Annotated in this window: 20 protein-coding genes and 1 pseudogene; 8 read left to right on the top strand and 13 right to left on the bottom strand. The window is 55.7% G+C overall.

Going from position 1 to position 20815, the window contains the following annotated elements:
* Window positions 1-75: 75 nt before the first annotated feature.
* The gene (locus tag H2Z33_RS09470) at window positions 76-609 is read right to left on the bottom strand and encodes a GNAT family N-acetyltransferase (RefSeq protein WP_063135401.1); all 534 of its coding nucleotides are present in this window, start codon (window positions 607-609) and stop codon (window positions 76-78) included.
* A gap of 146 nt (window positions 610-755) precedes the next feature.
* Between H2Z33_RS09470 and H2Z33_RS09475 the strand changes: the two genes are divergently transcribed.
* The gene (locus H2Z33_RS09475) at window positions 756-2342 is read left to right on the top strand and encodes an STY4199 family HEPN domain-containing protein (protein ID WP_017693815.1); all 1587 of its coding nucleotides are present in this window, start codon (window positions 756-758) and stop codon (window positions 2340-2342) included.
* 57 nt (window positions 2343-2399) lie between these two features.
* Here the strand turns inward: H2Z33_RS09475 and H2Z33_RS09480 are convergent, their stop codons facing one another.
* From H2Z33_RS09480 to H2Z33_RS09495, 4 genes are all read right to left on the bottom strand, one after another.
* Window positions 2400-4049: an alpha,alpha-trehalase gene (locus H2Z33_RS09480; protein WP_015571511.1), complete on the bottom strand. Its 1650-nt coding sequence runs from the start codon at window positions 4047-4049 to the stop codon at window positions 2400-2402.
* 241 nt (window positions 4050-4290) lie between these two features.
* Entirely contained in the window at window positions 4291-4578 is a 288-nt protein-coding gene (locus H2Z33_RS09485) for a hypothetical protein (protein ID WP_032672213.1), read from the bottom strand.
* Window positions 4579-4749: 171 nt separating this feature from the next.
* A complete protein-coding gene (gene gorA / locus H2Z33_RS09490; protein ID WP_017384179.1) occupies window positions 4750-6102 on the bottom strand; it encodes a glutathione-disulfide reductase in 1353 nt (450 codons plus the stop codon).
* Window positions 6103-6172: 70 nt separating this feature from the next.
* Complete coding sequence (locus tag H2Z33_RS09495; RefSeq protein ID WP_047364408.1) at window positions 6173-7015, bottom strand: 23S rRNA (adenine(2030)-N(6))-methyltransferase RlmJ; 843 nt, start codon at window positions 7013-7015, stop codon at window positions 6173-6175.
* A gap of 206 nt (window positions 7016-7221) precedes the next feature.
* Between H2Z33_RS09495 and prlC the strand changes: the two genes are divergently transcribed.
* A complete protein-coding gene (gene prlC, locus H2Z33_RS09500) occupies window positions 7222-9264 on the top strand; it encodes an oligopeptidase A (protein ID WP_045344680.1) in 2043 nt (680 codons plus the stop codon).
* Window positions 9265-9271: 7 nt separating this feature from the next.
* Entirely contained in the window at window positions 9272-10024 is a 753-nt protein-coding gene (gene rsmJ, locus H2Z33_RS09505) for a 16S rRNA (guanine(1516)-N(2))-methyltransferase RsmJ (protein WP_017384177.1), read from the top strand.
* 91 nt (window positions 10025-10115) lie between these two features.
* Here rsmJ and uspA read toward each other — a convergent pair whose 3' ends face one another.
* Window positions 10116-10553: a universal stress protein UspA gene (gene uspA, locus H2Z33_RS09510; RefSeq protein WP_003861223.1), complete on the bottom strand. Its 438-nt coding sequence runs from the start codon at window positions 10551-10553 to the stop codon at window positions 10116-10118.
* 283 nt (window positions 10554-10836) lie between these two features.
* On the opposite strand from uspA, the gene uspB reads away from it, so the two are divergent.
* Window positions 10837-11172 carry a universal stress protein UspB gene (gene uspB, locus H2Z33_RS09515; protein WP_003861224.1) on the top strand — a complete coding sequence of 112 codons (336 nt, stop codon included), beginning with the start codon at window positions 10837-10839 and terminating at the stop codon, window positions 11170-11172.
* Between the two features lie 43 nt (window positions 11173-11215).
* On the opposite strand, the gene H2Z33_RS09520 is transcribed toward uspB, so the two are convergent.
* From H2Z33_RS09520 to pitA, 3 genes are all read right to left on the bottom strand, one after another.
* Window positions 11216-11623 carry a hypothetical protein gene (locus H2Z33_RS09520; protein WP_033488097.1) on the bottom strand — a complete coding sequence of 136 codons (408 nt, stop codon included), beginning with the start codon at window positions 11621-11623 and terminating at the stop codon, window positions 11216-11218.
* Window positions 11601-11990, bottom strand: a complete 390-nt coding sequence (locus H2Z33_RS09525; protein WP_047740725.1) for a polymorphic toxin type 44 domain-containing protein — start codon at window positions 11988-11990, stop codon at window positions 11601-11603. The genes H2Z33_RS09520 and H2Z33_RS09525 overlap by 23 nt, the downstream gene beginning before the upstream one ends.
* 175 nt (window positions 11991-12165) lie before the next feature.
* Complete coding sequence (gene pitA, locus H2Z33_RS09530; protein WP_003861225.1) at window positions 12166-13665, bottom strand: inorganic phosphate transporter PitA; 1500 nt, start codon at window positions 13663-13665, stop codon at window positions 12166-12168.
* A 228-nt stretch (window positions 13666-13893) separates the two neighbouring features.
* Between pitA and H2Z33_RS09535 the strand changes: the two genes are divergently transcribed.
* Both H2Z33_RS09535 and H2Z33_RS09540 read left to right on the top strand, forming a co-directional pair.
* On the top strand, window positions 13894-15093 hold the full coding sequence (locus tag H2Z33_RS09535; protein ID WP_045907619.1) for an NAD(P)/FAD-dependent oxidoreductase: 1200 nt from the start codon (window positions 13894-13896) through the stop codon (window positions 15091-15093).
* Between the two features lie 87 nt (window positions 15094-15180).
* Window positions 15181-16206 carry a TerC/Alx family metal homeostasis membrane protein gene (locus H2Z33_RS09540; RefSeq protein ID WP_063135400.1) on the top strand — a complete coding sequence of 342 codons (1026 nt, stop codon included), beginning with the start codon at window positions 15181-15183 and terminating at the stop codon, window positions 16204-16206.
* Window positions 16207-16273: 67 nt separating this feature from the next.
* Here H2Z33_RS09540 and H2Z33_RS23575 read toward each other — a convergent pair whose 3' ends face one another.
* The 4 genes and pseudogenes from H2Z33_RS23575 to H2Z33_RS09555 form a co-directional block, all read right to left on the bottom strand.
* Window positions 16274-16321: a hypothetical protein gene (locus H2Z33_RS23575; protein WP_223831791.1), complete on the bottom strand. Its 48-nt coding sequence runs from the start codon at window positions 16319-16321 to the stop codon at window positions 16274-16276.
* Window positions 16321-16929 (bottom strand): annotated as a pseudogene (locus tag H2Z33_RS09545) (HAD family hydrolase); the annotation flags it as partial. The pseudogene H2Z33_RS09545 and the gene H2Z33_RS23575, both read right to left, overlap by 1 nt.
* Window positions 16930-17035: 106 nt before the next feature.
* A complete protein-coding gene (locus H2Z33_RS09550; protein ID WP_032649780.1) occupies window positions 17036-17830 on the bottom strand; it encodes an SDR family NAD(P)-dependent oxidoreductase in 795 nt (264 codons plus the stop codon).
* Between the two features lie 32 nt (window positions 17831-17862).
* Window positions 17863-18744, bottom strand: a complete 882-nt coding sequence (locus H2Z33_RS09555) for a LysR family transcriptional regulator (RefSeq protein WP_017693822.1) — start codon at window positions 18742-18744, stop codon at window positions 17863-17865.
* Between the two features lie 99 nt (window positions 18745-18843).
* On the opposite strand from H2Z33_RS09555, the gene H2Z33_RS09560 reads away from it, so the two are divergent.
* Together H2Z33_RS09560 and arnB are read left to right on the top strand one after the other, a co-directional pair.
* A complete protein-coding gene (locus H2Z33_RS09560) occupies window positions 18844-19350 on the top strand; it encodes a phenolic acid decarboxylase (protein WP_017384099.1) in 507 nt (168 codons plus the stop codon).
* Between the two features lie 324 nt (window positions 19351-19674).
* Window positions 19675-20814 carry a UDP-4-amino-4-deoxy-L-arabinose aminotransferase gene (gene arnB, locus H2Z33_RS09565; RefSeq protein WP_063135399.1) on the top strand — a complete coding sequence of 380 codons (1140 nt, stop codon included), beginning with the start codon at window positions 19675-19677 and terminating at the stop codon, window positions 20812-20814.
* Window position 20815 lies beyond the last annotated feature (1 nt).

Raw genomic sequence — 20815 nt, forward strand, 5'->3', positions numbered from 1 at the left:
GCGTTTCCTCTTAGTGGCGCGACTATAGAGGAAACGCCGCCGGGGAAATATCCGCCAAATGGCTGTTGATCAGGTTTAACTGAACGGGAATTCCTTTTTCAGTAAACCGAATAGCCAGTCGTTATGCCATTGCCCTGAAAGGAAATAACTCTCACGCAACTCACCTTCCAGTTGAAAACCTGTTTTTTCCAGCATTCGCCTTGAGGCGATATTTCCCGCCGTCACGGTGGCGGTGAGCCGACGGATATTACCCTGAGTCAGCGCGAAATCACACACAGCCCGCAGAGATTCAAAGCCGTAACCTTTCCCCTGCGCAGAGGGCGCAAGGAGAAAACCGACTTCAGCACAATCTGCTTCCCGGTGCACATAGCCGGTTACGCCCAGCGGCGTCTGGCTGGCCGTCTCACGCACCACAAGGCAGAGCCAGTGCGAGCTGCCCGGCGTCCACGGCAACAGACGAGACTCAAAGGCTTCCCGAATGTCCGCCTCGCTACGCGCAGGGGCGACAAAACGCATCACCTCAGGATTTTGCTGTAGCGACAGAAAAAAGGGCCAGTCTTGCTCTTGCAGCGGCGAGCAGGTGAGACGCGCGGTGGTTAAGGCGGGCATGACGATCCTCCGGAGGCATTGCAAATGATTATAAGGTTGTCACTTTATTTCAACAGAAAGTCAGGTATGTTTAACCTCATATAAATAAAAAGAAAAACGACTTTTAATGCCGCTTTAGCGGTACTCATTGTCTCTCAAGGAAAACAATGATGATTAGCTCATCGCATCATACCCGCGAACAGTTTGAACACTGTCTGGCAGCGATCCGTCAGGCGTCTGTTGAAATTTTACTTCTGTTGAATGTACATGTTTCTGAAGGAAAAGATCCACGCTGGTTTCTGGAGCAACTGGATAGCGCCCGCCTGGGGCTGGGCGGGTGGGGCGCCGTAGCCAGGAAGCTGAATCTGAATGATGCGGAAATGACGGCCTTTACGCTGCAATTACGCTTGCTTCAGCAGCGTGTTCCCCAGTATGAAAGCGGGCAGGATGTCAGCGAAAATCAGCTGATTGCGGCGATGCGCTTCGTCACCTCCCTTGAATATCTGCGTCTGCAACAGCCCCTCCTGACCTACGAAACCGGGAGGGTGCCAGAGAAGGAGAGCCAGCTTCAGGCGCAGAAACAGGTGCGTGCCATTGAGCTGATGATTAAAGGGCTGATACAGCAGGCGTGGCCCGATCCGGTGCGGCTGAATAATCATCTTAAGACCTTGTTTAACGCTGAACGCGTGCGTCGCTGGCTGAAAAACGGTGAGATTAATGATGTTCTGAGCGGCATGTTGTTCAGCGAACTGGCCCAGCTGCTGGTGGATAAAAAAGAATTTAGCCGCTACTACGCGCCGCTGTTTAACGCTCCGGACATGCTGACGCTGCTGGTAGAGCCCCGCAAAACCCTGCAAACCTTCCTCGAAGATATTCGACAAATCCGCAACAGCATCACCGTGCAGCAGCCGTTAAGCGGGGCGCAAATCCAGCTGCTCGACTGCTATTACACGCAGATCACCCGCTCCGTTCAGCGCGCGTTTGAGGAAGGGCGGACACGCGTTAACCCGGCGGCGCTGATGGCGGTGGACGAAAGCGAGCTGCACGCGTTCTGGGAAAAGGCGCAAAAAATGGACCGCACCACAGGCGGCGATCTTTTTGAAGTGCGCGACAGTATAGAAAAACCGACTCAGCGCGCCGCGCGTACGCCAGAGCAGCGCGAACAGCTGATTTCCGGCGTGCTGTGGGGAGCGGTTGGCGTGATGGTTATCGCGATTGTCGTGGGGGGATTCTGGCTGGTGACCAGCAGTAAACCGCAGCCGGCTGTGGCCAGTACGGCATCTCCCGCGCAGGTGCAGGAGATGCGCGAAACGCCTTCCTCACGCGAGACGTTAACCCGCATGGGTGTTACCTGGGATGAGAATAATTTCCGCTCGGCCATCAATCGCAATGACACCCGCGTGGCGCTCCTGTTTTTGCAGGGCGGGATGGACTGGAAAATGTCATGGACGGAGGAGGCGTTGTCGGCAGGCTACGACGATGTACTGGAAGTAATGTTGCGCTACCGCCTGCAAATGACAGAGCAAAAGCCCTGCCGACGCTTTATTAATACGCTTAGCCATGCGATGGCGAACGGCGAATCGCTGACGCCTATGCGTAAGCAGTACCTGAAAGCATTCTGTACCGTTCCCGCGGTGGTGAAACGCCAGCAGCACGACGCCGATATGGCAACGCGCCGCGCGAAGACGCAGCCCGATGCCAGCACAAAAAAATGGCAGTCCATCCAGACTGCCATTTATGAGGTGATCCGCTGATTATTTTTCCCCCTCACCCTGCCCCTCAGGGGAGAGGGGCAGGGTGAGGGGTGAGGCTCAGGGCTCCCCATACAGCCCAATCAACCGCCGCACCACGCCATTCGTCCAGCCGAAGCCATCCTGCAACGGATACTCACCCCCGCCACCTTCGCGTGGCGTGCTGCTGGCGATGTGGTACTTCTCAATCAGCTTATGATGGGTTTTGTAGTAATGGTTCACCGTGTGCAGCCAGCTCCAGGCGATCTCATCTCCCAGCGAGTCGTTGCCGTACTGCTTGAACCCCTGGATCGCCATCCACTGGAGCGGCGCCCAGCCGTTCGGCTTATCCCACTGCTCCCCGGTTTCATATTCGGTGGCGAGAATACCGCCCGGCGTGAGCAGACGGGCTTTAACGGCATCGGACAGCCGTTCAGCCTGCTCATGCGTCGCCATGCCCACATACAGCGGCACAATGCTGGCCGCAGAGAACAGCGCCAGGGCTTCACGCCGCCAGTCGTAATCACGATAACAGCCGTTCTCTTCGTCCCACAGATAGCGGTTCACCGCCGCGCGCCGGTCGCTGGCTTTCTGGCGGAACAGATCAGCCGTCTCTTTATCCCCTTTCGACGCGGAGATATTGGCGATAGCGCTCTCCAGTTTGAACAGGAATGCGTTCAAATCAATGGGGATAAATTGTGTCGTGCGGATGCTGGCCAGCCGCGCAGGATCGCGCAGCCAGCGGGATGAGTAATCCCATCCTGAGGCTGCGCCGGCGCGCAGGTCGCGATACACCTCGTTCGGCGGACGACCGGAATGACGGGCGGTTTCCACGTCCTCAATCCACGATTCATCTCGCGGCGTGTCGCGATCGTCCCAGTAGCGGTTGAGCAATGAGCCATCCGGCATGCGTACCGCACTGCGATAGGCCTGATTGAGCAGCAGCGATTCCGCCCCGTCCATCCAGAAGGCGTACTCCATCTTAAGATGCTCAAGATAGCGCTTCGCCCCGCGCACGCCGTCCTCTTCAAACAGCTCCACCATCAGGGCAAAAACGGGCGGCTGGGAGCGGCTGAGATAGTAGGTACGGTTGCCGTTCGGGATATGGCCGTAGCGCTCAATCAGCCAGGCGAAGTTATCGGCCATACATTTCAGCAGATCGTTACGACCGCTTTCAGCAAGCCCCAGCATGGAGAAGTAAGAGTCCCAGTAGTAGGTCTCACTGAATCGCCCACCGGGCACAATATAGGCCTGAGGCAGCGCTAGCAGCGACGACCAAGGGATGTGATCCTGCGGCTCGCGCGTCAGCACCGGCCACAGATTATCAATATGTTCTTTCAGGGACAGGCCTGGGTCAGAGACGTACTCTTTGCTGTAGTCCTCCGGCAGCCAGAAGTGATTCTCCACAAAGCGCGCCAGGTCAAAATCACGGTGACGACGCACCTTGCGATAGCGGATCAAAATATCCAGCGGATCCATCTTCGGCGCGCAGTCGGGAAAGGTTTTGCTGTCCGCAAACAGCCGCGACGACTGGACGTGTTCAAACAGTTCAAGGTAGCGGTCTGCGGGCGTAAGGGCATCGGACGCCGGCAGCCCTTCAATCATTTCCGGTTCCGGCTCTGCCTCGATCATCTCATCCAGTTTTAACTCACAGGGATCGGTTTCGTAGCGCAGCTCTTCTGCAATCTCGAACTCGATATCCTCGGCAGTCTGTAGTTTCTGGTTGAACATGGTGTTCAGGACCTCCGGTTTTTGTCGTAACCAATACGGGTTTTTCCCGGCTATCTTTAAAGCGTAGACATTCGCTTCGGTTAATGCGGTGCGAAGTGTGCGGTAGATCACGCTTTCAAAATGGATTTAAACACGCTGAAAATCAGATATCCCTTTGATTATTAAATTATTAAATCAGAATCTTTGGAAACAGAGCAGGAATAAAATTCAGAGCATTCGGTATTCTGCATATACGCAGGGATTAATGCGCCTGACGCGCATTGCCCTGAAGGCTTTTGGCGGTTTGATTGGCTTTCTGGCTGGCGCCTTCGCTTTTATCCATCGCTTTGCTGGCCGCTTTTTCCGCATGGGCGGCGCTGTACGCAGCCAGATGGGAAATCACGATGGCGTAAATGCTCATTAACGACACCCACAGAATGCTGTTTTTCCACCACAGCAGGGTAGGAATAGTCAGTATCGCCCAAACCAGCGCGAGAACAAGGTGCATTTTGGCCATCAGTTTTGCGGTGATCTTTACGTGCATTTTCATATCTCTAATCTTTTTCCGTAGTAACAGGCGAACGCGTAGCGCTTTCTAAGATTAGTTAATTCCACCGCGGGTACCGGGTTATTTTGTTACCGTTTGTACACCCGTTGGGTTTACCTGCCCAGGGCATAAAAAAACCGGCCAGCTGGCCGGTTTTGTTGCGGATCAGACGGATCAGCGCATAGTCACAAACTCTTCCGCCGCAGTCGGGTGGATCGCCACGGTGTTATCGAAGTCTTTCTTCGTTGCGCCCATCTTCAGCGCCACCGCGAAGCCTTGCAGGATCTCGTCCATGCCGAAACCAATGCCGTGGATGCCGACGATCTTCTCCTCCGGGCCCACGCAGACCAGCTTCATGCGGCATGGCTGACGGTGCGAGGTGACCGCGGTATACATCGCGGTAAACGCCGATTTATACACTTTCACCTGGTCATCGCCGTACTGCTCACGCGCCTGCGGCTCGGTTAAGCCGACGGTACCGATTGGCGGGTGGCTGAAGACCACGGTCGGGATGTTGCTGTAGTCCAGATGTTCGTCCGGCTTGTTATTAAACAGACGCTCGGAAAGACGACGCCCCGCCGCCACGGCAACCGGCGTCAGCTCTACGGCGCCGGTGTTATCACCGACGGCATAAATGCCCGGTACGCTGGTGTTCTGGAATTTATCAACGACAATGTAGCCTTTTTCATTGGTTTTCACCCCGGTTGCGGCCAGGTTGAAGTTGTCGGTGGCCGGTTCACGACCAATCGCCCAGATCAGGCAATCAACGGTCTGGCTGCGGCCATCTTCCAGCTCCAGAGTCAGGCTACCGTCCGCATTTTTCACCACCGCTTTTGGCACGGCGTTGGTGTGCAGGGTTGGGCCTTCGGCGTTCATCACCTCGACCAGCGTGTCGACGATCAGCGGGTCAAAGCTGCGTAGCGGCGCGTGTTTACGCACGAACAGGTGCGCTTCCGCTCCCAGGCCGTTAATCACGCCGGCCAGCTCAACCGCGATGTAACCTGCGCCCACAATGGCAACGCGTTCTGGCAGAGCAGGCAGCTCGAAGAAACCGTCGGAGTCGATACCGTATTCCGCGCCCGGAATGTTCGGGTGGCTCGGACGGCCGCCGGTGGCGATCAGGATGTGATCGGCGGTGATCGTCTCGCCGTTCACTTCGATCGTCTTCGCATCCACGAAACGGGCGAAGCCGCGGATCACGTCGACGTTATTCTTGCCCAGCACGTTATCGTACGAGGTGTGAATACGGTCGATGTAGGCGGTACGGCTGGCGATCAGTTTATCCCAGTCGAAGTGGTTGATGGTGGTGTCAAAGCCGTAGTCCGGGCCATACATATGGATAGCTTCACGGATTTGCGCGGCATGCCACATCACTTTCTTCGGTACACAACCCACGTTCACGCAGGTGCCGCCGAGTTCTTTGGCTTCAATCAGCGCACACTTCTGGCCGTACATGGCCGCACGGTTGATGGAGGCGATGCCGCCGCTGCCGCCGCCGATTGCGATGTAGTCATAATGCTTAGTCATAGCGTTGTCCTTAATCGTGAATTGCCGCGATTGTATACCTGAAATCAATAGTTTCCACCGATGGCTGCGATTACTCCGGCACGATCCAGCTCACGGTGGCGTGACCCGTACCGGCTGGCACCAGCGTTTTGTGCAGCCACGGCAGCACGTTGTTCATCTGTCCTTCGAGCTTCCACGGCGGGTTAATGACGATCATGCCGGACGCGGTCATGCCGCGCTGGTCGCTGTCAGGGCGCACCGCCAGCTCAATTTGCAGGATTTTACGAATGCCGGTCGCTTCGAGGTCTTTGATCATGCGTTTAATTTGCGCGCGCAGCACTACCGGATACCACAGGGCATAGGTGCCGGTCGCAAAGCGTTTGTAACCTTCGTTAATGCCGGTCACCACCGCCTGATAGTCGGTTTTGATTTCGTACGGTGGGTCGATCAGCACCAGGCCGCGACGGGAAACCGGCGGCAGTTTGGCTTTCAGCTGCTGGTAGCCATCGGCTTTGTCCACGCGGGCGCGGTTATCTTTCTGAAACTCAGAACGCAGCAGCGGGAAGTCGCTCGGGTGTAGCTCTGTCAGCTGAAGGCTGTCCTGCTCACGCAGCAGCTGGCGGGCAATCAGTGGTGAACCCGGGTAGTAACGCAGCTGGCCGTTGCGGTTGAAGTGATTCACCACGCCAATGTACGGCTCCAGCTCGGCAGGCAGATCGTCCTGCTGCCAGATACGCGCAATCCCTTCCAGATATTCACCGGTACGCTCTGCATGCTCGCCGCTCAGCTGATAACGGCCCGCGCCCGCGTGGGTGTCCAGATAAAGGAACGGTTTATCCTTTTCTTTAAGCGATTCGATGATCAGGCTCTGAACGGTATGTTTGAGGACGTCGGCGTGGTTGCCTGCGTGGAAGCTGTGGCGATAACTGAGCATGGGTAATGATATTCCGCTGAATTGACGATTTGCCACAGTTTACAGCAGAACGGCACAGATTACCCGCAGGCCCGGTAAGCGCAGCGCCAACGGGCGTTTTTCGACAACCTTCGGCATTGAAATCCTCTACACTTAACCCCATTACTGAACAATATGCACAGCGCCGGATGCGCGCTTCATTCACCTATTTCAACAGGACAGCGTTTATGACCAATCCATTACTGACGCCTTTTTCGTTGCCACCGTTTTCTAAAATCCTCCCTGAGCATGTGGTTCCGGCCGTTACCCAGTCGCTGGAAAACTGCCGCGCGGCGGTAGAAAGCGTGGTTGCGCAGGGCGCGCCGTACACCTGGGAAAATCTGTGTCAGCCGCTGGCCGAAGTGGACGACGTGCTGGGGCGTATTTTCTCCCCGGTGAGTCACCTGAACTCGGTGAAAAACAGCCCGGAGCTGCGTGAAGCCTACGAACAGACCCTGCCGCTGCTCTCTGAGTACAGCACCTGGGTCGGTCAGCATGAGGGGCTCTACAAAGCCTACCGCGACCTGCGCGACGGCGACCACTATGCCGAACTGAACACGGCGCAGAAAAAATCGGTCGATAACGCCCTGCGTGATTTCGAACTGTCCGGGATTGGCCTGCCAAAAGAAAAACAGGTTCGCTACGGCGAAATCGCCGCGCGCCTGTCCGAGCTGGGCAACCAGTACAGCAACAACGTCCTCGACGCCACCATGGGCTGGACGAAGCTGATTACCGATGAATCTGAACTGGCGGGCATGCCGGAAAGCGCGCTGGCGGCGGCAAAAGCCCAGGCCGAAGCGAAAGAGCAGGAAGGCTTCCTGTTAACGCTGGATATCCCAAGCTATCTGCCGGTGATGACCTACTGCGACAACCAGGCCCTGCGCGAAGAGATGTACCGCGCCTACAGCACCCGCGCCTCCGATCAGGGGCCGAATGCGGGCAAATGGGATAACAGCCCGGTGATGGCGGAAATCCTCGCCCTGCGCCACGAGCTGGCACAGCTGCTGGGCTTCGACAGCTACGCCGATAAATCCCTTGCCACCAAAATGGCCGAGAACCCACAGCAGGTGCTCGACTTCCTGACCGATCTGGCGAAACGCGCCCGTCCTCAGGGTGAAAAAGAACTGGCTCAGCTGCGCGCCTTTGCGAAAGCGGAGTTCGGCGTGGACGAGCTTCAGCCGTGGGATATCGCATACTACAGCGAAAAACAGAAACAGCATCTCTACAGCATCAGCGACGAACAGCTGCGTCCGTACTTCCCGGAAAACAAAGCCGTTAACGGCCTGTTCGAGGTGGTGAAACGCATCTACGGCATTACCGCGAAAGAGCGTACCGATATCGACGTCTGGCATCCGGACGTGCGCTTCTTTGAGCTGTATGACGAGAAAAACGAGCTGCGCGGCAGCTTCTATCTGGATCTTTACGCGCGTGAAAACAAACGTGGCGGGGCGTGGATGGATGACTGTGTGGGCCAGATGCGTAAAGCGGATGGTTCCCTGCAAAAACCGGTCGCCTACCTGACCTGTAACTTCAACCGTCCGGTGAGCGGCAAACCTGCGCTGTTTACCCACGATGAAGTGATCACCCTGTTCCACGAGTTCGGTCACGGCCTGCACCACATGCTGACCCGCATCGAAACCGCTGGCGTCGCCGGTATCAGCGGTGTGCCATGGGATGCGGTCGAGCTGCCAAGCCAGTTTATGGAAAACTGGTGCTGGGAGCCGGACGCGCTGGCATTTATCTCCGGCCATTACGAAACGGGCGAACCGCTGCCGAAAGAACTGCTGGATAAAATGCTGGCGGCGAAAAACTACCAGGCGGCGATGTTCATCCTGCGTCAGCTGGAGTTCGGCCTGTTCGACTTCCGCCTGCACGCCGAGTTCAGCCCGGAGCAGGGGGCGAAAATCCTCGAAACCCTGGCTGAGATTAAAAAGCAGGTCGCGGTTATTCCAGGCCCGACCTGGGGACGCTTCCCGCACGCGTTCAGCCATATCTTCGCAGGCGGGTACGCCGCAGGCTACTACAGCTACCTGTGGGCCGACGTGCTGGCGGCGGATGCCTTCTCGCGCTTCGAAGAAGAGGGGATTTTCAACCGAGAAACCGGTCAGTCGTTCCTTGATAACATCCTGACGCGCGGCGGTTCAGAAGAGCCTATGGAGCTGTTCAAACGCTTCCGTGGCCGCGAGCCGCAGCTGGATGCGATGCTGGAGCATTACGGAATCAAAGGCTGATTGCTACGTGAAGATCTGCTTAGTAGATGAAACAGGCGCCGGGGACGGCGCCTTATCTGTTCTGGCGGCCCGCTGGGGGCTGGAACATGATGAAGACAACCTGATGGCGCTGGTGATGACGCCGGAACATCTGGAGCTGCGCAAGCGCGATGAGCCAAAGCTTGGCGGGATTTTTGTCGATTTTGTCGGCGGCGCGATGGCGCACCGGCGTAAGTTTGGCGGCGGTCGCGGTGAAGCGGTGGCCAAAGCGGTCGGCATTAAAGGCAGCTATCTGCCGGACGTGGTGGATGCCACGGCGGGGCTGGGGCGCGATGCCTTTGTGCTGGCGTCTGTCGGCTGTCGGGTGCGGATGCTGGAGCGTAATCCGGTTGTCGCCGCGCTGCTCGACGACGGGCTGACGCGGGGCTACGCGGACCCGGAAATCGGCCCGTGGTTGCAGGAACGTTTGCAACTTATTCATGCCTCCAGCCTGACGGCGCTGACCGATATCACCCCACGCCCGCAGGTAGTCTATCTCGACCCCATGTTCCCGCATAAGCAGAAAAGCGCGCTGGTGAAGAAAGAGATGCGGGTGTTTCAGTCTCTGGTGGGGCCAGATTTAGATGCCGATGGCCTGCTGGAGCCGGCTCGTCAGCTGGCGACGAAGCGGGTGGTGGTGAAGCGGCCGGACTATGCGCCGCCGCTGGCGGACGTTGCGACCACTAACGCGGTGACCACCAAAGGACACCGATTTGATATTTATTCGGGAACGCCAGAATAAAAAAGCCGGGTGGCGGCTTCGCCTTACCCGGCCTACATTCAGTGCCGCTTGTAGGCCCGGTAAGCGTTAGCGCCACCGGGCTTTTTTGCACTTACTCGTCTTCTTCGTCACGCAGTGGAACAATCAGCATATCCACGTGTACGGTGTTAATCAGCTGGCGCGCGGAAGACATCAGCTTGCTCCAGAAGTCCTGGTGATGACCGCATACCACCAGGTCCATATCGTATTTCTTAATCGCATCAACCAGCACCTGGCCCAGATCGCCGCTACCGCTTAAGGTTTCAGTGATTGGATAGCCCGCGTTGGTAGAAAGCTCGCTCAGCGCGTGGTGAGTCTCTTCGGAGATGCGTTTCTGCATATCGCCGAGATTCACGTCGATCAGACCGGTGTAGAGGTCGGAGTAATTCACATCAACGTGAATCAGCGAAACTTTCGCGTTGTAGGGACGTGCCATGGATACTGCTTTATCAACCAGCACTTTACTCTCCGGGGAGAGGTCTACCGCGATGAGAATGTGTTTGTAAGCCATAGTGTTACTCCTTCCTTAAGTTATCGATGACTAAATGGGAAAGCCGTCGTCTGATGCTTTCATTACGGCCCAGTTAAACATATTTTTCAAGCTTTGGTGTTGATAACGATTAACCTTGTGGCAAAAAAATTAACGGATCTCCTACACTATTTAATGAGCCGTTCGGATATTAAAACGCGAACCGGATCGACTTTTGGTCATTCTTTCACTGAACTGTCTGTCAGGGCATTGGGGTGCGGTAGCTCAGGAGCCTTGCTTCGTGGGCGGACGCCGGGGAGGATGTATGATTAGCACCGTCGCATTGTTTTGGGCGTTATGCGTGGTTTGCATAGTGAATATGGCGCGCTACTTCTCATCGTTACGTGCGCTGTTAGTGGTACTTCGTGGTTGCGATCCGTTGCTTTATCAGTATGTGGACGGTGGAGGGTTCTTCACCTCGCACGGACAGCCCAGCAAGCAGATGCGTCTGGTGGGGTATATCTACTACCAACGCTACCGCGATCACCACGATGAAGAGTTTATCCGTCGCTGCGAGCGCCTGCGTCGTCAGTTCATTTTGACCAGTGCCCTGTGCGGGCTGGTCGTGGTCAGTATGATTGCATTGATGATTTGGCACTGAGTACCACAGCAGGCGGGGAAAGCCCCGCCTTCTTTCCTCTGGCTCAGGGCTTAACTGAGAACCGGAGACTGGAGACATTGTTCTCAATCGAAATAACCTTTCCGCTATAGGCAATTTTCACTTCCCCGCTTGTATCAATACTGGCTGAGGTTATCGTGCCTGTACCTTCGATGACCGGATACTTCATAGCCAGCTGATGGATAATGTCAGTGTCTTTCCCTGCGAGCGCTCCAGAGAGATAGTATCGGTAAATTGGTGGTACGGTTGTGCCACCCTGATTGTTCACGGTCATATAGAGCCAGACGCTATCGGATAATTGATAAACGCGCTGTAGCTCATCGCTATTGCGCTGATTGGGTTGATGGTTTAACCAGAGAAATCCAATGACCAGAACCAGAAGCGAAACGGTAACAAGGCGATGAATCCATTTAATAGCCGTTTTGAATGGCATATTCTATTCCTTCTCTGATGTTGCGTTGGTCCGTTGGGTCGTCTCCGTAAGGAGGCTTTTCGTACCATTTTCCCCATTCCGGTTTTGAGGTACCTGCCCGGCCTTGAGCCCAGCCTGCGCCCATAAGAAGGATGTTTGCAGGGATACCTGCCGCAGTACCTGCGGCTCCGAAGTTGAAGTTACCAAATGCAGCAAAATAAGGGTCGAATTTTTTATAATCCCAGGGACCGCCATTTCGGACTTTTTGGTAGAACCAATAATACGTTGAGGGCGTGGCCATATTGTGTGACATTCCGTTAAGGCGAGCCTCGCGCATATTGTTCGCTATAACGATTGAACCCGGTCCTGAGAGAGGGACAGAAGCCATACATTCTCCTTTGTCTGGATTTTTCTTCTGGCCGCCATGATAGTTTTTTCTGTGTGTTAAAATTGAACAAAAAATGTTCAGAAAATCCTCATGTTATCAAATACTTCATGGCAAATAGCAGCCATAAAAAAAGCGGGCCAGTTTCCTGACCCGCTTTTTTGTCGCCTTCAGCCGATTAAATCAGCTTCAGCGAAATCCAGTACAGACCGCCAGACAGCAGGATGGACGCCGGGAGGGTGAACACCCAGGCCATCAGAATGTTGGTCACGGTTTTACGCTGCAAACCGCCGCCGTCAACAATCATGGTACCTGCCACGGACGAAGAGAGTACGTGGGTGGTGGAGACTGGCATACCGGTGTAGCTCGCCAGACCGATAGATACCGCTGCCGTCATCTGCGCGGACATACCCTGCGCATAGGTCATGCCTTTCTTACCGATCTTTTCACCGATGGTGGTCGCCACACGACGCCAGCCAATCATCGTACCGATACCCAGCGCCAGCGCGACCGCCATGATGATCCAGATTGGCGCGTACTCAATGGTGTTGAGCATATCGCCTTTCAGTTTCTTCAGCAGACGTTGGTCGTCAGCATTAACCTCTGGCAGCTTCGCGACTTTATCGGTCACGTCGGAGATACAGAGCATGATGCGACGCAGTTGACCACGCTGTTCAACAGCCAGTTTGTCATAGCTTTCGATATCGGCCAGCATGCCTTTCGCACGTTCCAACGCGTTAATCGCGTTTGCCGGATGGCAATGGAACTCGCCCGGTGCCGTCGTTGCGCCTGACTCCGGAGAAGGAATCAGCTGGTCCACGCCGGTCGCTTTCTTCAGCAAATCAGGATGCTGCTGGAAGTAAGTCTCAACGTTGTTCACCGCATCACGGGTACGGGTGATTTCGTAACCGGAGGCGTTCATGTTAACCACGAAGCCCGCCGGTGCGACGCCAATCAGAACCAGCATCACCAGGCCGATACCTTTCTGACCATCGTTCGCGCCATGAGAGAAGGCGACGCCAATAGCGGAAATGATCAGCGCGATACGCGTCCAGAACGGCGGCTTTTTCTTGCCGTCTTTCTTCTCACGCTCTGCTGGCGTCAGATGGATACGCGCACGTTTTTTCGTGTTGCTCCAGTAGCGACGCAGGATGAAAATCAAGCCACCCGCCACCACCAGACCGACGATAGGGGAGATGATCAGAGAGCCGAAAATGCCGAGAACTTTCGGGATGTTCAGCGCATCAACGACGGAGGTCCCGGTCATCAGGGCATTGGTTAACCCGATACCGATAATCGCGCCGATGAGGGTGTGAGAGCTGGATGCCGGCAGGCCGAAATACCAGGTACCGAGGTTCCAGATAATCGCAGCAAGCAGCATTGAGAACACCATGGCCAGGCCATGACCGGAACTCACGTTAAGCAGCAGATCCGTTGGCAGCATATGCACAATGGCATACGCAACGCTCAGTCCGCCCAGGAGGACACCAAAAAAGTTAAATACCGCCGCCATCACGACCGCAAGCTGCGATCGCATTGCGCGAGTGTAGATAACCGTTGCTACTGCGTTTGCAGTGTCGTGGAAGCCGTTGATCGCTTCGTAAAACAGCACAAAAACCAGAGCAAGCAATAATAAAAGCCCGGTATGTAAATCCAGGCCGGCAAACAAATGTAGCATAGGACGTTACGCCATTTTGAGGACATGAACGCGGCGCATTATCCAGGACAAATGCGCAACGGGCAAAGTGAAATATAGACTTTTTTTGACATACCACCTGATTTGAGAAATGTGCCTGAAAGGATAATCTTTAAATATCAATGAAATGGCTTTGTAATATCTTTTTACGCTGGTGCGACCACTGAGGAAACTTTACAATCCGCGGCAGTTAACGAAGAGGATTTTGACGTGGAAAGGTTTGATGCCGTAGTAATTGGCGCCGGTGCGGCGGGTATGTTTTGTGCGGCGATGGCCGGACAAGCGGGTCGTCGCGTGCTGCTGCTGGATAACGGAAAAAAGCCTGGCCGCAAGATCCTGATGTCTGGCGGCGGGCGATGCAACTTTACTAATCTTTATGTCGAGCCTGCGGCCTATTTGAGCCAAAACCGTCATTTTTGCAAATCTGCGCTGGCGCGCTACACCCAGTGGGATTTTATCGAGCTGGTGGGTAAACACGGTATCGCGTGGCATGAGAAGACGCTGGGGCAGCTGTTCTGCGACGACTCCGCGCAGCAAATTGTCGATATGCTGGTGGCCGAGTGCGAGAATGGCGGCGTAGTTATGCGCCTGCGCACCGAAGTGCTGGACGTCGCCCGTGACGAGGAGGGCTACACGCTGCAACTCAACGGTGAAACCGTCAGCGCCGATAACCTGGTGATCGCCAGCGGGGGCCTCTCGATGCCGGGGCTGGGCGCTTCACCGTTCGGCTATAAAATTGCCGAGCAGTTTGGCCTGAAGGTACTGCCCACCCGCGCCGGGCTGGTACCGTTCACGCTGCATAAGCCCCTGCTGGAACAGCTTCAGACGCTCTCCGGCGTGTCTGTGCCGTCGGTCATTACGGCCGAAGACGGCACGGTGTTCCGCGAAAATCTGCTCTTTACCCATCGCGGACTCTCGGGACCGGCGGTATTGCAGATCTCCAGCTACTGGCAGCCGGGGGAGTTTGTCTCCGTAAATCTGGTGCCGGACTGCGATCTGGACGCCTTCCTTAACGAGCAACGCGCTGCGCACCCGAATCAAAGCCTGAAAAATACCCTGGCGATGCAGCTGCCGAAGCGTCTCGTGGAGTGCTTGCAGGTGTTAGGGCAAATTCCGGATGTCGCGCTCAAGCAGCTCAACAGCCGCGAGCAGGAAGCGCTGGTGGAGACGCTGACGAACTGGCGCGTACAGCCAAACGGCACCGAAGGCTACCGCACGGCGGAAGTGACGCTGGGCGGCGTGGATACAAACGAACTCTCATCCCGCACGATGGAAGCCCGCAACGTGCCGGGTCTTTATTTCATTGGTGAAGTGATGGACGTGACCGGCTGGCTCGGCGGGTATAACTTCCAGTGGGCGTGGGCCAGTGCCTGGGCATGCGCGCAGGCACTCGCTGAAAAGAACGGTTAATATTTATTTTTTTAGCGTGCTGCGTCCTTATCGGGTCCACGCTTTTTATTGTGTGCATGGTGTTTTGTCTTCTTAAAAGGGTTGTCTATGTCTGCTGCTCATCTCGGTTTCCCGACGGAAACCGTTGTTGTCTTCGTGGTGATGGCCGTTGGGGCGATGTTTATCGACCTCTTCATGCACCGTCACGATAAACCGATCTCGCTGAAAAGCGCGGTCATGTGGTCCATCTTCTGGGTCATGATGGCGATGGCCTTCGCCGGATTCTTATACGTGCACCACGGCGCGGAGATGGCCAGTCTGTTCCTGACCGGCTATGCGCTGGAAGAGGTGCTCTCCGTCGACAACCTGTTTGTGATGATGGCGATCTTCGCCTGGTTCGGCGTGCCGGATAGATATCGTCACCGCGTTCTCTACTGGGGCGTGCTCGGGGCGATTGTGTTCCGTGGTATTTTTGTTGCCATTGGCACCAGCCTGCTGAGCCTGGGACCGTATGTTGAGGTCATTTTTGCGCTGGTCGTCGGCTGGACGGCGGTGATGATGCTGAAACGCAGTGAAGAGAGCGATGAAGTAGAAGATTACTCCAACCATCTGGCGTACCGCCTGGTGAAACGCTTCTACCCGGTGTGGCCAAAAATCAGCAGCCATGCGTTTATCCTGACCCAGAAAGAGGTGGATGCCGAACTGGAGAAACCTGAAAACAAGGATGTGATGGTAGGCCGCGTGAAGAAGGCGAAGCGCTACGCGACGCCGCTGCTGCTCTGCGTCGCGGTGGTGGAGCTGTCCGACGTGATGTTCGCCTTCGATTCCGTACCCGCAATCATTGCCGTCAGCCGTGAGCCGCTGATTATCTACAGCGCAATGATGTTCGCGATCCTCGGCCTGCGTACCCTCTACTTCGTGCTGGAAGCGCTGAAGCAGTATCTGGTGCATCTGGAGAAAGCGGTGGTGTTACTGCTGTTCTTCGTGGCGTTCAAGCTGGGGCTGAATGCGACCGACCACTTCTGGCATCACGGTTATAACATCGGCGCCACGGCAAGCCTGTTTGTGGTGCTGGGGGTACTGGCGCTGGGGATTATTGCGAGCGTGATGTTCCCGGGAAAACGTGAGGCCTGATGTACCGCTTTTCTCCCTCTCCCTGTGGGAGAGGGCCGGGGTGAGGGCTCCGGGCCGCACCTAACCCTTAATTGGTGAATTTCGGCGCTTGCTCGGATGATGAAAATGCCGCCAGTGTGGATCCTGCGCCGCCGCCAGCAACTCGTGGTCGCCACGCGTGTCGCCCCAGGCGCGCAGGTGATACGCGTTCAAATCCCCATACACCTTCTCCAGCCTCGCCACCTTCTGGGCACAACGGCAGTTGTGGCCGGTGATCCGCCCGGTCAGCTTGCCGTCTTTCACTTCCAGCTGCGTGCCAATCAGCTTAATGCCGAGCTTATCGGCCCACGGCTGCAATACCAGCGCCGGGGAAGCAGAGCAAATCGTCACTTCCGCACCGGAATTGACCTCGTTGGCGACGGCCAGCACACCTTCCGGGCGCATCAGCTTGTTCCAGTATTTTTCACAGAAGGCTTCCGCCTGCTGACGTAACCAGTGCTCATCCACCCCCGTCAGGAAGGTTTTGATCAACACCTCTTTCAGCTCATCTCGCGTCAGCTTGCGGCGCACACAGTGCAGCGTAGGCAGGGCCATGCGCACCAGTCGGCCAGCAAAGTAGCGCTTGCCAAAGGCAAAGCGCAGGAACGGGATAAAACTGTCGTGGTGCGTCAACGTACCATCAAAGTCAAAGACAGAGAGCACGCTGGACTTCGCCACGGCTTCGTCGGCAATCATATTGGTCATAAATACGTCTTAGCTGAAATACACATTCTGTTCACTAGTTTACCTGCTTTACCTTCACAGTCCTTATATCAGGTCGCATTTTTTCCTGAACCTGTGGCCTGACGGGTCAAACAATGTCATCCACCACGCCGCCGTCAACGCGCAGCGCCGCGCCGGAAGTCGCGGAGGCCTGCATGGAACAGACATATACCACCATATTTGCCACTTCTTCCACCGTGGCGGCGCGCTGGATCACCGAGCTGGGGCGATTTGCCATCACGAACTCTTTCGCCAGCTGTTCCAGCGATTTACCGGTTCTTTCGATCTCGTCTTTCATCATCGCGGCAAAACCGTCCGACATTGTCGGGCCCGGCAGCACGCTGTTCACCGTCACGCCGCTGCCTGCCACGAACTTCGCCAGACCGCGCGCCAGCGAGAGCTGGGCGGTTTTTGTCACGCCATAGTGGATCATATCCGCAGGAATATTGCAGGCCGATTCTGACGAGATAAACACTACCCGACCCCAGCCCTTTTGTACCATGCCTGGCAGCAGGGCACGGGAGAGGCGCACGCCGGACATCACGTTGGTCTGCCAGTAGCGTTCCCAGGTCTCGTCGTCGGTGGAATAAAAATCCTGCTGGCCATAGATCCCGGCGTTATTCACCAGAATATCGACGTGCGTGGCAACCCTGAGCAGTTCGTCAACGCCCTCCTGCGAGCTCAGATCGGCTATGGCGGCACGGACCTGTACGCCCGGCACCACCTGCTGTAGCGCCTGAATGCCTTTGTTCACCGAGTCGACGCTGCGCCCGTTCACGATCACTTCCGCACCGCTCTCCGCCAGCCCGCGGGCGATGGCAAACCCAATACCGCCGGTGGACGCGGTCACCAGCGCTACTTTCCCCGTTAAATCAATTTTCATCATTCGCTCCTTGTCATCTTATGGTTCAAAACTTAAAGCGTAGCACTTGACGATGACGGCTCCTGTTTAAAAAGGCGCAACAGCGTTTCAACCTGCTCGTCCAGCGGGCTGAGGGAGCGTTTGACGATGAGGTGCAGCGGCGTGGCGCGACGTACGCCGTGGCTGAGCGGCAGCGTTTTAAGGATGCCCTGCTGGAGCGGGGTCTGAATGCGTTCTTCCGGTAACCAGCCGTATCCAACCTGATACATCACCGCTTCGATCGCGGCATCGATGGTGGAGAAGGTCCACGACTCCCCGGTAGGGTGAGCGGTGGGCTGGCTGTCTGCGATCTGAATGCGCGGCCACGGTCGTAGCATCTCGTCGTTAAGCGGTGTATCCAGCGCAAACAGCGGGTGAGCGTGATGCGCGACGGCAACAAAATCGATATTCATCAGCCATTCGCCCAGGCCGGTAATGTCCTGGCGGCGGGTTAAGACCATCACGTCGGCTTCATCATTGAGCGCATCCGCGCGGCTGTTTTCCAGCACCTCGGTAAGCCGCACCTGCGTTTGCGGGTACAGCTGCTGAAACTGGCGCAAAATCGCGAACAGCCGGCTGCGCGGAAAAATACTGTCTACCATCAGGTCGATACGGGTTCGCATCCCGCTGCGCAGGGTCGCAGCGCGCGTTTCAACATAGGCGAAGGCTTTCAGCAGCGGTTTAACCTGATTCAGCAACAGCTCACCCGCCGGTGTCAGCACGGCACGCCGTCCCTCTGTCATCAGGAGCGCCACGCCCAGCCGCTCCTGCAACAGCGACAGGTTATAGCTGACCGAGGACTGGCTGCGGTGGGTCTCTTCCGCCGCCTTAGCGAAGCTGCCAGCCTCGATGACTCTCTCCAGCAAGGCCCACTGTTCGAGCGTCGTCTTGTGCATAATTAATCTAAATTTTGGATGAATTTGATTCAAACATAGCGTTATTCATTCATTTTTTGAAGGGGTACGATCGTCTCATCAAAACAAAGGAGACATCGTATGAGCACCTTCGATAAACATGATTTAAGCGGCTTTGTCGGCAAACATCTTGTATATACCTACGATAATGGCTGGAACTACGAAATTTACGTTAAAAACGAAAACACCCTGGACTACCGTATTCACAGCGGTCTGGTGGGCAACCGTTGGGTGAAAGATCAGCAGGCCTACATTGTTCGCGTTGGGGAGAGCATCTATAAAATTTCCTGGACGGAGCCAACCGGTACCGACGTGAGCCTGATCGTGAACCTGGGAGACAGCCTGTTCCACGGCACCATCTTCTTCCCGCGCTGGGTCATGAATAATCCGGAAAAAACCGTCTGCTTCCAGAACGATCACATTCCACTGATGAATAGCTACCGTGATGCCGGGCCAGCGTATCCAACCGAAGTGATTGATGAATTTGCCACCATCACCTTCGTGCGCGACTGCGGTGCGAATGACGACAGCGTTATTGCGTGCGCGGCCAGCGAGTTGCCAAAAAACTTTCCTGATAATTTAAAATAAGCGCGACAATTAACTAAAAAGAAAAGTTCCCGACTCATTTCATATTTATTGGAAATGGTCGGGGATTTTTTTATTTGTTGATGTTTGGTTTAGATAATTGACTTTAATACGGTGAGCGGAATCACATAATAAATAATTCATAATTACTTAACCTATTGTTTAATAATAAGTTTATATCAATTCACTCCTCCTTTTTATCACCATCTTAATTTTTCCCTAAGAAATGAACGTTACCTTGAGATGAGTTTATGGTTCGTTGAAATAAACGCATCGGCATTTGGTTAATATCAAAAAGTTGCCATGCATAACTCAAGGAAATTAATAATGCGTGATTTTTTGCCTTTTTCCCGGCCCTCAATGGGCGCGGAGGAAATCGCCGCGGTACAGGAGGTAGTAACCTCCGGCTGGATCACCACCGGGCCGAAAAATCAGATGCTTGAAGAGGCGTTCTGTACGCTGACGGGAAACCGTCATGCGATTGCCGTCTCCTCTGCCACGGCGGGGATGCACGTCACCCTGATGGCGATGGGGATTGGTCCCGGCGATGAGGTGATTACGCCCTCCCTGACCTGGGTATCGACGCTGAATATGATCGTGCTGCTGGGTGCCATACCGGTGATGATCGACGTCGACAGAGACACGCTGATGGTGACGCCTGAAGCGGTCGACGCCGCCGTTACGCCTCGCACCAAAGCCATTGTGCCGGTTCATTATGCGGGTGCGCCGTGCGATATTGACGCCATCCGCGCCGTCGGTGAACGTCACGGTATTCCTGTCATTGAAGACGCGGCCCATGCCGCCGGAACGTACTACCACAGCCGTCATGTAGGCTGGCGGGGCACCGCAATATTCTCCTTCCACGCCATCAAAAACATGACCTGCGCCGAAGGTGGGCTGGTGGTGACGGATGACGAGCAGCTGGCGCAAAACATCCGTAGCCTGAAATTCCACGGTCTGGGCGTTGATGCCTATGACCGCCAGACCCATGGCCGCGCGCCGCAGGCCGAGGTCATCACCCCGGGTTTTAAATACAACCTCGCGGATATCAACGCCGCGCTGGCGCTGGTGCAGCTCGGCAAGCTGGGCGAAGCCAACAGGCGCCGTCGCGACATTGCCGACCGCTACCTGCTTGAACTCTCGGATACCCCTTTCCAGCCGCTGTGCATTCCGTCATGGCCGCATCTGCACGCCTGGCACCTGTTTATAATTCGCGTGGATGAGGCCCGGTGCGGCCTCTCGCGCGATGCCCTGATGGCCGCGCTGAAGGAGCAGGGCATCGGTACGGGCCTGCATTTCCGTGCGGCACATACGCAAAAATACTACCGCGAGCGTTTCCCTGATGTGTCGCTTCCGAACTCTGAATGGAACAGCGCGTGCATTTGTTCTCTCCCCCTTTTCCCGGACATGACCCATGACGACACAACCCGCGTCATTACCGCGCTCCATCAGCTTGCAGGACATTGAT

Source organism: Enterobacter sp. YSU (assembly GCF_016082135.1).
In the GTDB taxonomy this organism is placed as follows: Bacteria; Pseudomonadota; Gammaproteobacteria; order Enterobacterales; family Enterobacteriaceae; genus Enterobacter; species Enterobacter hormaechei_C.

Coding starts and splice junctions, on each gene's coding strand:
- uspA (WP_003861223.1), bottom strand. CDS start 10,553: ATGGCTTACAAACACATTCTCATCGCGGTAGACCTCTCCCCGGAGAGT.
- pitA (WP_003861225.1), bottom strand. CDS start 13,665: ATGCTACATTTGTTTGCCGGCCTGGATTTACATACCGGGCTTTTATTA.
- H2Z33_RS09470 (WP_063135401.1), bottom strand. CDS start 609: ATGCCCGCCTTAACCACCGCGCGTCTCACCTGCTCGCCGCTGCAAGAG.
- gorA (WP_017384179.1), bottom strand. CDS start 6,102: ATGACTAAGCATTATGACTACATCGCAATCGGCGGCGGCAGCGGCGGC.
- H2Z33_RS09525 (WP_047740725.1), bottom strand. CDS start 11,990: ATGGCTTCTGTCCCTCTCTCAGGACCGGGTTCAATCGTTATAGCGAAC.
- arnB (WP_063135399.1), top strand. CDS start 19,675: ATGCGTGATTTTTTGCCTTTTTCCCGGCCCTCAATGGGCGCGGAGGAA.
- H2Z33_RS09485 (WP_032672213.1), bottom strand. CDS start 4,578: ATGAAAATGCACGTAAAGATCACCGCAAAACTGATGGCCAAAATGCAC.
- H2Z33_RS09540 (WP_063135400.1), top strand. CDS start 15,181: ATGTCTGCTGCTCATCTCGGTTTCCCGACGGAAACCGTTGTTGTCTTC.
- H2Z33_RS09520 (WP_033488097.1), bottom strand. CDS start 11,623: ATGCCATTCAAAACGGCTATTAAATGGATTCATCGCCTTGTTACCGTT.
- H2Z33_RS09550 (WP_032649780.1), bottom strand. CDS start 17,830: ATGAAAATTGATTTAACGGGGAAAGTAGCGCTGGTGACCGCGTCCACC.
- H2Z33_RS09480 (WP_015571511.1), bottom strand. CDS start 4,049: ATGTTCAACCAGAAACTACAGACTGCCGAGGATATCGAGTTCGAGATT.
- H2Z33_RS09495 (WP_047364408.1), bottom strand. CDS start 7,015: ATGCTCAGTTATCGCCACAGCTTCCACGCAGGCAACCACGCCGACGTC.
- uspB (WP_003861224.1), top strand. CDS start 10,837: ATGATTAGCACCGTCGCATTGTTTTGGGCGTTATGCGTGGTTTGCATA.
- H2Z33_RS09560 (WP_017384099.1), top strand. CDS start 18,844: ATGAGCACCTTCGATAAACATGATTTAAGCGGCTTTGTCGGCAAACAT.
- prlC (WP_045344680.1), top strand. CDS start 7,222: ATGACCAATCCATTACTGACGCCTTTTTCGTTGCCACCGTTTTCTAAA.
- H2Z33_RS09555 (WP_017693822.1), bottom strand. CDS start 18,744: ATGCACAAGACGACGCTCGAACAGTGGGCCTTGCTGGAGAGAGTCATC.
- H2Z33_RS09475 (WP_017693815.1), top strand. CDS start 756: ATGATGATTAGCTCATCGCATCATACCCGCGAACAGTTTGAACACTGT.